General features: G+C 47.7%; 11 protein-coding genes. 10 read left to right on the top strand and 1 reads right to left on the bottom strand.

Annotation, left to right across the window (positions count from 1 at the left end):
- Positions 1–131 precede the first annotated feature (131 nt).
- From Q365_RS0112930 to secF, 7 genes are all read left to right on the top strand, one after another.
- On the top strand, positions 132–1,172 hold the full coding sequence (locus tag Q365_RS0112930; RefSeq protein WP_028023735.1) for a S1 family peptidase: 1,041 nt from the start codon (positions 132–134) through the stop codon (positions 1,170–1,172).
- 291 nt (positions 1,173–1,463) lie between these two features.
- A complete protein-coding gene (locus Q365_RS25700; protein WP_081796247.1) occupies positions 1,464–2,534 on the top strand; it encodes a S1 family peptidase in 1,071 nt (356 codons plus the stop codon).
- 108 nt (positions 2,535–2,642) lie between these two features.
- Complete coding sequence (gene queA, locus Q365_RS0112920; protein WP_028023734.1) at positions 2,643–3,698, top strand: tRNA preQ1(34) S-adenosylmethionine ribosyltransferase-isomerase QueA; 1,056 nt, start codon at positions 2,643–2,645, stop codon at positions 3,696–3,698.
- A gap of 183 nt (positions 3,699–3,881) precedes the next feature.
- Positions 3,882–5,009: a tRNA guanosine(34) transglycosylase Tgt gene (tgt, locus tag Q365_RS0112915; RefSeq protein WP_028023733.1), complete on the top strand. Its 1,128-nt coding sequence runs from the start codon at positions 3,882–3,884 to the stop codon at positions 5,007–5,009.
- An 81-nt stretch (positions 5,010–5,090) separates the two neighbouring features.
- Complete coding sequence (gene yajC, locus Q365_RS0112910; protein ID WP_028023732.1) at positions 5,091–5,420, top strand: preprotein translocase subunit YajC; 330 nt, start codon at positions 5,091–5,093, stop codon at positions 5,418–5,420.
- Between the two features lie 26 nt (positions 5,421–5,446).
- Entirely contained in the window at positions 5,447–7,300 is a 1,854-nt protein-coding gene (secD, locus tag Q365_RS0112905; protein WP_028023731.1) for a protein translocase subunit SecD, read from the top strand.
- A 12-nt stretch (positions 7,301–7,312) separates the two neighbouring features.
- Complete coding sequence (secF, locus tag Q365_RS0112900) at positions 7,313–8,263, top strand: protein translocase subunit SecF (protein ID WP_028023730.1); 951 nt, start codon at positions 7,313–7,315, stop codon at positions 8,261–8,263.
- A gap of 210 nt (positions 8,264–8,473) precedes the next feature.
- On the opposite strand, the gene suhB is transcribed toward secF, so the two are convergent.
- The gene (suhB, locus tag Q365_RS0112895) at positions 8,474–9,277 is read right to left on the bottom strand and encodes an inositol-1-monophosphatase (RefSeq protein ID WP_028023729.1); all 804 of its coding nucleotides are present in this window, start codon (positions 9,275–9,277) and stop codon (positions 8,474–8,476) included.
- A 218-nt stretch (positions 9,278–9,495) separates the two neighbouring features.
- Here suhB and trmJ point away from each other — a divergent pair, with 218 nt between their 5' ends.
- The 3 genes from trmJ to Q365_RS0112880 all read left to right on the top strand — a co-directional run bounded on the left by trmJ (position 9,496) and on the right by Q365_RS0112880 (position 12,104).
- The gene (gene trmJ, locus Q365_RS0112890; RefSeq protein ID WP_028023728.1) at positions 9,496–10,227 is read left to right on the top strand and encodes a tRNA (cytosine(32)/uridine(32)-2'-O)-methyltransferase TrmJ; all 732 of its coding nucleotides are present in this window, start codon (positions 9,496–9,498) and stop codon (positions 10,225–10,227) included.
- A 110-nt stretch (positions 10,228–10,337) separates the two neighbouring features.
- Positions 10,338–10,859, top strand: coding sequence for a Fe-S cluster assembly transcriptional regulator IscR (gene iscR, locus Q365_RS0112885; RefSeq protein WP_028023727.1), 522 nt, complete (start codon positions 10,338–10,340; stop codon positions 10,857–10,859).
- Between the two features lie 30 nt (positions 10,860–10,889).
- On the top strand, positions 10,890–12,104 hold the full coding sequence (locus Q365_RS0112880) for an IscS subfamily cysteine desulfurase (RefSeq protein WP_028023726.1): 1,215 nt from the start codon (positions 10,890–10,892) through the stop codon (positions 12,102–12,104).
- Positions 12,105–12,121 lie beyond the last annotated feature (17 nt).

Genomic DNA, 12,121 nt, shown 5'->3' with positions numbered 1-12,121 from the left:
ATTGACTCATTTCTGGTTTATCGGTGTAAAGTCGAGAAAAAGCCGCATGTTCTTGTTTGCCCGCTTTTTCTTTAAACAATGTTGAGATACGGTCTCCGCTGACTATAAAAAAAGTTGGCGAGGGACGAGGAATGAGAAGTTGGCAAAGGAATGCAACGCTGGCACTTTTGATGTTGGGAGGATCTGCAGGAGTAGCGGCTGAAGATATCAAACAACCATTAATTGTTGGGGGAAGTTATGCGCCCATTAGCGAAGCACCATGGCAAGTGTTTCTAGTCATAGATGATGGGGTTTCTCCCAATCAAAATGTGTGTGGTGGACTGATAATCGCTGACGAGTATGTGCTGACAGCTGCACATTGCGTTTCAGGCCATTCCTCATCTGATATTACGGTCTATGCTGGTATTGATGATTTAGATGATGCCAGAGACGCATCGAACGGTATTACTCTTTCCAATCTGGTTGTAAACCCCAATTATGATTCCTCTAATTTCACTGCTGATATCGCTCTTCTTACCCTTTCTAAATCCCTGCCGTCTAACGCAAAACCTATTGATTTATTAGGCACTTCTGGCCAAATAGACTTGGATGCTGAATTCTCAGCAGGCAAGAGCAATAATCTTTATGTTTCTGGCTGGGGGGCAACAACAACTGGTGGGTCGGTTTCTAATTACCTGCGTCGTACGCTATTGACGGGTGTTACTGATCAGCAATGTAGTTGGAACTATACAAATAATGTTTTTAGCCAGTTTCTAGCAGATGCAACGATTTGCGCAAATCAAACGGTTACAACGGGTGTTTGTTCTGGTGATTCGGGCGGTGCATTGATATGGCAAGACCCTTCATTCGCCAGTGATGCAGATTTTGGTTATCGAGCAGTGGGAATCGTTAGCTTCTCGAGCAGAGAACTTGGGTGTGCAAACACGCAATCGGAAGATGGTTTCACTCAGATTAGTAACTATTTTGATTGGATTAGTGACAATATTGATGGTGGCTATGTTCAGCCGTCAGATAGTTTGTCTTCCAACATATTTACGGCAACATCGGGCTTCACTCCGCCAGCACTTTTGGTGCCTTCATCTTCGGATGGCGGAGGAGGCGGTTCTATCGGCTGGCTATCATTGGTCTTTGCGGGCATGATTGCCGCGCGTAGACGTTTCTCCTATTCATAACGCCTGACAAACTTGCTCGCCAAAAGTGTTGGCGAGCAAACCCTGCTTCACAAACTGACTACCACTTAACACATCGCTCAGTACATTGCCCCTTCATTTCATTTTGCCAATTCATCCAATAATTGCACTAATTCGGTGCGATTCGCTTCTTCTGTGTACTTATAATTGACACTAATGATTCATAAATGAATCACTTGATTAGTTTTTGACCAGTTAACGTGTGATTAATGCCGCCTTGATTGTTACGTTTTCTCAATAATTGATTGGTTGTCTAATTTTTGGGTGGTGGCAATGGCAAGGACATTATTGAGTGTATGTATGTCGCTTATTGGGGTGGTTACGGGGAGTCATTTGGCCTTTGCAAATGACAAAATGCCGACCATTGTAAAAGGCTCCACGATTTCCATTGCAGAAGTGCCTTGGCAAGTGCTTGTTACAACGAGTAAAGGGACACTTTGCGGAGGCACTTTGGTGTCTGTTTCGTCAGATGATGAAACAAGCTATGTGCTGACAGCTGCGCATTGCGTCGATGATGGCTTAAGTGCTTCGGATGTCTATGTGACAGCGGGAGTCGACGACTCAGCAAATAGAAGGGCGGCTATCGTTGCGTCTAACTTATGGATACATCCTGACTACAATCCATCAAATTTCACAGCAGATATTGCATTGCTGCGCCTCAATGACACATTGCCTGAACATGCAAAGCCAATCGCCTTAGCGGATGCCAGCATGAATGCGAGTGCTGAACTTGAATTCTCTGCAGGTGCTCAACATAACTTATTGGTTTCCGGTTGGGGGCGAGTTTCAACCAATGGTTATCAAAGTCGATATTTGCAATTCACCTATTTAGATGGTGTCGAAGACAGGCAGTGTCGATGGGTGATGACAGGCGGGGTTTATCACTCCGCTAAGGCCAATGCCTACGTGTGTGCTAATCAGCGTGAAGGTGCAGGCATATGCAATGGAGACTCAGGCGGGCCACTCGTTTGGCAAGATCAAAGTCATGCTGGAGATAGCGACAGAGGTTACCGCCTTATTGGCGTCGTGAGTTTTCGACATAAATACAATGGTTGCGGCGACCCAAATACGGAAGACGGATTTACGCAAGTCAGTCATTACTTTCATTGGATAAATGCATTAATAGAAGGGGGGTATCAGCGCCCTCGTGAAACCTTTGATAGTGATGTTTTTTCCCGAGCTGACAGAACCACGCCTGCGCCGCCGAATGACTCAAACCCAGATGGATCTATTGTCTATCCCTCTCCCAATACACCTTCGGATGTCGGTGGAGGAGGCATAGCGTGGCTCTCTCTCCTAGTGGGCAGTGTTATCGCTGTGCGTAGACGATTCGCATTTTCATAATTTCTGACAAATTCGCTCACCAGAAATTTGGCGAGCGAGCGCCATCTCGCTTGATATTGCAGCGTGTGTCCCTATACTAGCGGGCTGCTGCAGAATGGGGCTTTTTCAATGCAAGTATCCGATTTTCATTTTGACCTACCAGATTCGCTCATCGCACGTTATCCGCAACCGGATCGCACGTCGAGCCGCCTGTTGCACCTCAATGGCAACACAGGCGAATTGAACCACAAACAATTCACTGATGTATTAGACCTCGTTGAGCCAGGTGACTTGATGGTGTTTAACAACACCCGAGTGATTCCTGCACGTGTGTATGGCCGAAAAGCGTCGGGTGGCAAGATTGAAATACTTGTAGAGCGTGTGCTGGATGACAAATCTATTCTGGCCCATGTGCGTTCATCGAAATCCCCTAAACCTGGCAACCTATTGCTGCTTGGCGAGAATGATGAGTTTGAAGCGGAAATGGTGGCACGCCATGATGCGTTGTTTGAGATCCGGTTCAGCGGCGAGCAAGCCGTGTTGGATATTCTTGAGCAAGTTGGACACATGCCATTGCCGCCGTACATTGACCGTCCTGATGAAGACTCTGATAAAGAGCGTTATCAGACGGTGTACAACGCCAAGCCTGGTGCAGTAGCAGCACCAACAGCAGGTCTTCACTTTGATGAAAACATGCTTGCAGCACTGAAAGCAAAAGGCGTTGAAACCGCATTTGTGACCTTGCACGTCGGTGCAGGCACGTTTCAGCCAGTGCGTGTTGACGATATCAACGATCACATCATGCACGCTGAATATGCTGAAGTGCCGCAAGACGTTGTTGATGCCGTGTTGGCTGCTAAAGCACGCGGGAATCGCGTGATTGCGGTAGGTACAACGTCCGTGCGCTCGTTGGAAAGTGCGGCGCAAAGCGCCAAGCAAGAAGGCACAGAACTGAAGCCTTTCTTTAACGACACGAAAATCTTCATCTACCCAGGTTATGAGTGGCAGCTTGTTGATGCATTGGTGACGAACTTTCACCTGCCTGAATCAACCTTGATCATGTTGGTATCCTCTTTTGCGGGCTACGATCATGTCATGAATGCCTATCAGGAAGCGGTGAATAATGAATATCGCTTCTTTAGTTACGGTGATGCGATGTTTGTGACACGTCAGACTGAGGTATAATCTCAGGCTGACGCTGAATACCAATGACAATGGCCCTTTGTCGCCATGCCATTGAGCAGAATTTTTTGACTGGCTGTCAGCTCTTTAAGTTGGCAGCCAGTTTTGTCTCTGTGTCGCTATACCAATTTTATGGGTGTTGGACACATATTCGCCAGACTGTTTATCTGGCATTTCGGAGGTATCGTGAAATACGAACTGATTAAAAAAGAAGGCCGCGCACGTCGTGGTCGTCTAGTTTTTGAACGTGGTACGGTAGAAACCCCAGCATTTATGCCTGTGGGTACTTACGGCACAGTGAAAGGCATGACGCCAGAAGAAGTGGCTGACACCGGCGCGCAAATCCTTCTGGGCAACACCTTCCACTTGTGGCTGCGTCCGGGTCAAGAAGTCATGCGTGCGCATGGCGACTTGCACGATTTCATGAACTGGCAAGGTCCTATCTTGACAGACTCAGGCGGTTTCCAAGTATTTAGCTTGGGTAAAACCCGTAAAATCACCGAAGAAGGTGTTCATTTCCGTAACCCAGTGAATGGCGATCGCGTGTTTATGGATGCTGAGAAGTCGATGGAAATCCAATACGATTTGGGTTCTGACATCGTGATGATTTTTGACGAGTGTACGCCGTACCCTGCAACGCACGATGAAGCCAAGAAGTCGATGGAAATGAGCTTGCGTTGGGCACAACGTAGCCGTAATCATTTCGACAAAATGGGCAACAAAAACGCGCTGTTCGGCATTATTCAAGGTTCTGTTTATGAAGACCTGCGTGATGTGTCGGTTGAAGGCCTAACCAATATCGGTTTTGATGGGTACGCTGTGGGTGGTTTGGCTGTTGGTGAGCCAAAAGAAGATATGCACCGCGTACTGGAGCATACCTGTCCGAAACTGCCAGAAGATAAGCCACGTTACCTAATGGGCGTGGGCAAACCAGAAGACTTGGTAGAGGGCGTGCGCCGCGGTATCGACATGTTCGACTGCGTGATGCCAACCCGAAATGCACGTAATGGCCACTTGTTTGTGACTGGTGGTGTGATCAAGATCCGTAATGCGAAGCATAAAAGTGACACAACTGCACTGGATCCAGAGTGTGACTGTTACACTTGCCGCAACTACAGCAAGGCGTATTTGTATCACCTTGATCGTTGTAATGAAATTCTTGGCGCTCGTCTTAACACCATCCACAACCTACGCTACTACCAGCGTCTGATGGAGAGTTTGCGTAACGCTATCGACGAAGGTAGATTAGAAACCTTCGTGAAAGAATTCTACGAACGCCGTGGCCGTGAAGTGCCACCGCTGAAAGAAGACTAAGAAGTTCTGCCTCTTCGATGATTCGTTGTCGGAGAGGCAAAATCGCTAAAAATGTTCAAATTAATACGAGGACGTGACTGAATGTTTATTTCACAAGCTCATGCAGCAGCAGAAGGCGCACCACAGGGTGGCGGTATGCAGCTATTTATTATGCTTGGCCTGTTTGCCGTTATTTTCTACTTCATGATTTACCGTCCGCAGGCAAAACGTGTTAAAGAACACAAGAACCTGATGGCATCTATGGGTAAAGGGGACGAAGTTCTTACTGGTGGTGGCCTTGTTGGCAAAATCACTAAGATTTCTGAAGACAACGACTTCATTGTTATCGCACTGAGCGACAACAACGAAGTAACCATCAAAAAGGATTTTGTGACTGCTGTTATGCCAAAAGGCACCATTCAGTCGCTGTAATCTGATAACCATAAAGGATCATAGCAGTGCTAAACCGTTATCCTTTGTGGAAGTACATTATGGTGGTGTTGGTGTTACTCATCGGCGCTGTCTATGCACTTCCCAATATCTACGGTGAAGATCCAGCGGTTCAAATCTCCGGGGCGCGTGGCGCCTCGGTTGATCTATCGACTCTGGACTCCGTCAAAAATACCCTCGAAAAAGACGACATTTCTTACCAATCTCTTGCTCTAGAAAACGGCACCGTTCTGGTTCGTTTCAAAAACACTGACCAGCAGATTGAAGCCCGTGACGTGTTAAACGGCGCTTATAAGGATGATGGACTTGTTGTTGCGCTTAACCTCGCCCCTGCAACCCCAACTTGGCTAGAAGTTATCGGTGCTAACCCGATGAAACTCGGCCTAGACTTGCGTGGTGGTGTGCACTTCTTGATGGAAGTGGACATGGACGCAGCAATGGAAAAGCTCCTCAGTCAGCAAGAAGATACGTTCCGTACCGAACTGCGTGAAGCGAAGCTTCGCTATCGCGGTATTCGTGTCGGTGCCGATGACAACATCGATGTTAGCTTCCGTAACGAAGCAGACATGGATCAAGCTGAGTCTGAACTCTCGAAACTGCACCCAGATATGGTGTTTACCACCGACAGTGCTCGTTTTGCTGTTTCTGCTAAGTTCACTGAGCAGCGTCTTCAAGAGATCCGCAACTATGCGGTTGAGCAAAACATCACGATTTTGCGTAACCGTGTTAACGAACTGGGTGTTGCCGAACCGATTGTTCAACGTCAAGGCGCTAGCCGTATCGTGGTTGAGCTACCTGGCGTACAAGACACCGCACGAGCGAAAGAAATCTTGGGTGCAACTGCAACGCTAGAATTCCGCGAAGTGGATGACAGCGCAGATTTGGCAGCAGCGGCAGCCGGTCGTGTTCCTCCTGGTAGCGAAATCAAGCAAACGCGTGATGGCCGCCCTGTGGTGGTTAAGAAGCGTGTGATTCTTGGTGGTTCGCATATCACTGATGCAAGCTCTAGCTTTGATGAGTACAGCCGTCCGCAAGTTAACATCTCGCTAGATAGCGAAGGTGGCAGCAAAATGTCTGCGTTCAGTAAAAACAATGTTGGCAAGCTAATGGCAACGGTTTTTGCTGAGTACAAAGACAGCGGTAAACGTGATGCAAACGGCAAGGTTATCCTTACCAAGCACGAAGAAGTGATCAACCAAGCGACCATTCAAACGGCGTTGGGACGTAACTTCCGTATTACGGGTATCGACTCTCAGCCTGAAGCGCACAACCTCGCATTGCTTCTGCGTGCAGGTGCACTGATTGCGCCGATCTCTATTGTTGAAGAGCGTACGATCGGTCCATCAATGGGTCAGCAAAATATCGATATGGGCGTGAAAGCGTGTCTGTTCGGTTTGATTGCGGTCATGCTATTTACTGCTGTTTACTACCGTCGTTTCGGTCTGTTTGCAAACATTGCCCTACTGGCTAACGTTGTGTTGATTATCGGTGTGATGTCTTTGATCCCTGGTGCCACCATGACGCTTCCAGGTATTGCCGGTATCGTTTTGACCGTCGGTATGGCGATTGATGCCAACGTACTGATCTTCGAACGTATACGTGATGAAATCTTGGATGGGCGAAACCCACAACAAGCGATTCACCAAGGCTATGCGAACGCATTCAGCACCATTGCCGATGCGAACATTACCACGCTGATCACAGCGATTATTTTGTTCGCGGTAGGTACAGGCCCAGTGAAAGGTTTCGCTGTGACTTTGTCTATCGGTATTTTGACATCAATGTTCACTGCCATTATCGGGACCCGTTGTTTGGTTAACCTGGTATACGGTGGTAAGCGCGTTGATAAACTGTCGATTTAGGGAGGCATTAAAATGTTTCAATTGATAAAGCCAAACTTTTATTTCGACTTTATGCGCTTAACCAAGCCAGCATACATTCTGTCGGCGTTGATGATTGCTGCGTCAATCTTTACCTTGTCGACCAAATGGTTGAATTGGGGTTTGGATTTCACGGGCGGTACGCTGATTGAGGTCGGTTTTGAACAACCAGCAGATTTGCCACTCATTCGTGCATCATTGGCCGAAAAAGGCTTTGGTGATGCGATTGTGCAGAACTTTGGTACGTCACGTGACGTGATGGTTCGCCTGCGTCCTCGTGATGACATGAAAGGCGAGATGCTGGGCAACCAGATCCTGAACGCTATCAAGACGGGCACGGGTCAAGCGGTGGAAATGCGCCGTATTGAGTTCGTTGGTCCAAACGTGGGTGAAGAGCTGACTGAAGCGGGCGGTTTGGCGATCATTGCATCGTTAATCTGTATCTTGCTTTACGTGTCAGTACGCTTCGAATGGCGTTTGGCAACCGGTGCTGTTGCCTCCTTGGCGCATGACGTCATCATTACTTTGGGCATCTTCTCTTTCTTGCAGATTGAGCTGGATTTGACCATTGTTGCGGCGTTGTTGACCGTTGTCGGATACTCACTCAACGATACTATCGTTGTCTTTGACCGCGTGCGTGAGAACTTCCGCAAGATGCGTAAGGGTGATGCTTCGGATATCATGAACGAGTCTATCTCGCAGACATTGAGCCGTACCATTATCACGTCGGGTACGACCTTGTTCGTGGTGATTGCGCTGTTCTTGCAGGGCGGGGCAATGATTCATGGATTTGCAGCCGCACTGCTTATTGGTATCACTGTGGGTACTTACTCTTCTATCTACGTGGCATCGGCATTAGCACTGACATTGGGTCTAACCCGTGAGCACTTGCTACCACCGCCGCCTGTAGAAAAAGAAGGCGAAGAATTCGACGCGATGCCTTAGAGCCAGTCGTAACAAAAAATGGAGCCGAAAGGCTCCATTTTTTTATGGGGAAAACAAGGTATAGAAAGAGCTGAAGATAAGGGCCTAGGAAAAGCAGTCCCTAGGTCCTGAAATTCAGTATTCAGTATTCAGGATTTTGCTCTCGCTCTTTCCACCCCACAAACAAAAACGGCGTCCCGAAGGACGCCGTTTTTTGATTCTTAACGAATCTTATTTCTTCATCGCTTCATTCGCGTTGTCGCGAATTTTCGCCAAAATACCTTTCAGTACTTTCGGGCTAGCAGAAACAATGTTGCCGGTTTGCATGTAATCAGTCGCGCCAGAGAAGTCGGTGCATAGTGCGCCAGCTTCACGAGCGATCAATTCGCCTGCTGCCATGTCCCAAGGTTTCAAGCCTAGCTCGAAGAAACCATCAACGCGGCCAGCTGCAACATAACAAAGGTCTAGAGCAGCAGAGCCAGTACGACGGAAATCTGCACAATCAATAAACAATGCGCTGATAACTTTGATAAAGCCTTCAGAGTGTTGTTTTGCTTTGTACGGGAAGCCAGTCGCTAGCACAGTGCCAGTTAGGTCTTTCGGGCTGCTTACACGGATACGCTTGCTGTTAAGCTGTGCGCCAGAACCGCGTTGTGCCGAGAAGAGTTCGTTGCGAATTGGATCGTAAACACACGCAACTTCAGTGCGGCCTTTAATGCGCAAAGCGATAGACACAGAAAAGTGTGGAATGCCTTTTACGAAGTTGGTGGTGCCATCCAGTGGGTCGATGATCCATTGGTAATCAGCATCTTTACCCTTGATAGCGCCCGCTTCTTCCGAAACGATGCTGTGGTCAGGGTAAGATTTCTTGATTACATCGATAATGATGTGCTCTGCAGAAGTATCGATATTGGTAACGAAGTCATTAGTGCCTTTTTGAGTGGCTTCTACGTTATCAGGGTTTTCAGCAGATTTAGCGATAAAGTCGCCAGCCTTTCGCGCAGCGCGAATGGCAATGTTTAGCATAGGATGCATACAATTTTTCCCAACGGATGTTAAAGAACGGAAAGCGGCGGCGAGTATATCAGAGCTACGGCAAAAGGGAAGTGGTTATTTTTTGTTCATCTGCTTTTGTTGGTGGGCGTAAAAAGGGTAAATCAAATACCACTGTGGTAGAATCTCGCGGCTTAATGCTCAAACCCCGTACCGCGGGGGCTGGGCCGATTTCCTCGACGTAATTCAGTGATAGCTAAATGTTAGATAATATTCGAATTGTACTGGTTGGTACCACCCATTCTGGCAACATCGGCTCGGCTGCCCGAGCAATGAAAGTGATGGGCCTAAAAAACATGGTGCTGGTTTCTCCTGACTGCACAGTAGATGGTCAAGCTATCGCTCTTGCTGCAGGTGCAAGCGATATTGCCAACAATGCTCGCATCGTCAATACGGTGGAAGAAGCGGTGGCAGATTGCGGTTTGGTAGTTGGCACTAGCGCAAGAAGTCGCACTTTAGAGTGGCCAATGCTGGACTCAAGAGAGTGTGGCAAGAAGGCGATTGAGGAAGCTCAACATCATCCTGTTGCATTGGTTTTCGGCCGCGAAAGAACCGGGCTGACCAATGAAGAACTTCAAGCTTGTCATTTCCATGTCGCTATCCCTGCTAACCCTGAATACAGTTCGCTGAACTTGGCGATGGCGGTTCAAACGCTATGTTATGAAGCGCGAATGGCATGGCTAGATAGCCAAGCCTATCAGGGAGAAGTCAAAGAACAACCTTACCCATTGGCGGAAGATCTTGAACGGTTTTACGTGCACCTTGAAAATGTGCTGGATAAAACTGGGTTCATCAACAAATCACATCCTGGTTTGGTGATGACCAAATTGCGTCGTCTATTTAACCGCGCTCGCCCTGAAAGTCAGGAGCTGAACATTTTGCGTGGTGTGCTTTCTGCTGTTGATAAAAGCACCAAAAAGACGCAAGAATAACCTTTTAAAATGAAGGGCTAAAAGCTTGACTGTTTTACTAGGTTAAATACTTGACCGTTTTAGTCGGGTATGTCAAACTCATTTCATTACTCGCTCACAGGTAGGATGTTATGAGACTGACTTCTAAAGGCAGATATGCCGTAACAGCGATGCTTGACGTCGCGCTGCACTCAGAAATGGGGCCAGTGCCTCTTGCTGATATTTCAGAACGTCAAGGGATCTCTTTGTCGTATCTTGAGCAGCTATTCTCTCGTCTACGTAAAGCTGGATTGGTATCTAGTGTACGTGGTCCTGGTGGTGGCTATCGCCTTGGTGTCGATGCAAACGAAATTGCAGTTGGCATGGTGATCGCTGCGGTGGATGAATCAGTAGACGCGACTAAGTGTCAAGGTAAAGGCGATTGCCAAGGCGGAACACGCTGCTTGACACACACGCTATGGCGTGACCTAAGCTCGCGCATTAGCGGCTTTTTAAATGACATTACGCTCGGCGAACTGATGCAAGACAATGAAGTCAAGCAGGTCGCGGGGCGTCAAGACTCAACTCATGAGTCAACCACTATTGTTAGACACGGTTTAAATTCCAATGGCAGTGAAAACTCAGTGACCATGGGTGTGAACTTTCGCTCGTAATGAGTCGTGCCGGAGTACTTGGAGACACAAATGAAATTGCCAATTTATTTTGACTATTCAGCAACATGCCCGGTAGATCCTCGCGTTGCCGAATTAATGATGCAACACCTAACGCTAGACGGCGTGTTTGGTAACCCAGCATCACGTTCACACCGTTTTGGTTGGCAAGCGGAAGAAGCGGTTGATACTGCTCGTGAGCACATTGCTAATTATCTGAATGCGGACTCACGTGAGATTGTTTTCACGTCTGGAGCGACTGAATCAGATAACCTAGCGATCAAAGGGATTGCACACTTTTACGGTAAAAAAGGTAAGCACATCATTACCTGCAAAACCGAACATAAAGCGGTTTTGGATCCTTGCCGTCAGCTAGAGCGTGAAGGCTTTGAGGTCACTTACCTTGAGCCTGAGTCAAACGGTATCGTTGACTTGAACAAGCTCGCTGATGCGATGCGCGAAGACACCATTTTGGTTTCTATCATGCACGTGAACAACGAAATTGGCGTTATCCAAGACATCGCCGCTATCGGTGAATTGTGTCGTGAACGCAAAGTGATTTTCCACGTTGATGCTGCGCAATCTGTTGGCAAAATGCCACTCGACACGCAAGCGATCAAAGTTGACCTCGTATCAATGAGCGCACACAAAGCATATGGTCCTAAAGGTATCGGTGCATTGTATGTTCGCCGTAAACCACGTATTCGCCTAGAAGCACAAATGCACGGTGGTGGTCATGAGCGCGGTATGCGTTCTGGTACGCTTCCAACTCACCAAATCGTGGGTATGGGTGAAGCTTTCCGCATCGCAAAAGAAGAGCTGGAAAAAGACCAAGCTCACTCACTGGCATTGCGTGACCGTTTCCTTAATGGCGTAAAAGATTTAGAAGCTGTTTATGTGAATGGTGATCTGGATCAGCGTGTAGCGGGTAACTTGAATGTGAGCTTTGCCTTCGTTGAAGGTGAATCACTGCTGATGGCACTGAAAGATCTGGCTGTTTCTTCTGGCTCTGCATGTACTTCTGCCAGCCTTGAGCCGTCTTATGTTCTTCGCGCACTCGGCCTGAACGATGAGTTGGCGCACAGCTCAATTCGTTTCTCATTTGGTCGTTTTACCACTGAAGAAGAAGTGGACCACGCGATTGAGCAAGTACTGAAAGCAGTCACCAAGCTTCGTGAAATGTCACCTCTTTGGGATATGTACAAAGAAGGTATTGATTTAAACACCGTTGAGTGGGCACATCACTAATCGGTTAAAGGATGTCG

Source organism: Enterovibrio calviensis DSM 14347, assembly GCF_000621165.1.
GTDB classification, from domain to species: domain Bacteria; phylum Pseudomonadota; class Gammaproteobacteria; order Enterobacterales; family Vibrionaceae; genus Enterovibrio; species Enterovibrio calviensis.
The sequence above is the reverse complement of the archived record's forward strand: the minus strand, read 5'-3'. Positions and strand labels throughout refer to the sequence as shown.

Coding starts and splice junctions, on each gene's coding strand:
- Q365_RS0112930 (WP_028023735.1), top strand. CDS start 132: ATGAGAAGTTGGCAAAGGAATGCAACGCTGGCACTTTTGATGTTGGGA.
- Q365_RS25700 (WP_081796247.1), top strand. CDS start 1,464: ATGGCAAGGACATTATTGAGTGTATGTATGTCGCTTATTGGGGTGGTT.
- queA (WP_028023734.1), top strand. CDS start 2,643: ATGCAAGTATCCGATTTTCATTTTGACCTACCAGATTCGCTCATCGCA.
- yajC (WP_028023732.1), top strand. CDS start 5,091: ATGTTTATTTCACAAGCTCATGCAGCAGCAGAAGGCGCACCACAGGGT.
- secF (WP_028023730.1), top strand. CDS start 7,313: ATGTTTCAATTGATAAAGCCAAACTTTTATTTCGACTTTATGCGCTTA.
- suhB (WP_028023729.1), bottom strand. CDS start 9,277: ATGCATCCTATGCTAAACATTGCCATTCGCGCTGCGCGAAAGGCTGGC.
- trmJ (WP_028023728.1), top strand. CDS start 9,496: ATGTTAGATAATATTCGAATTGTACTGGTTGGTACCACCCATTCTGGC.
- iscR (WP_028023727.1), top strand. CDS start 10,338: ATGAGACTGACTTCTAAAGGCAGATATGCCGTAACAGCGATGCTTGAC.
- Q365_RS0112880 (WP_028023726.1), top strand. CDS start 10,890: ATGAAATTGCCAATTTATTTTGACTATTCAGCAACATGCCCGGTAGAT.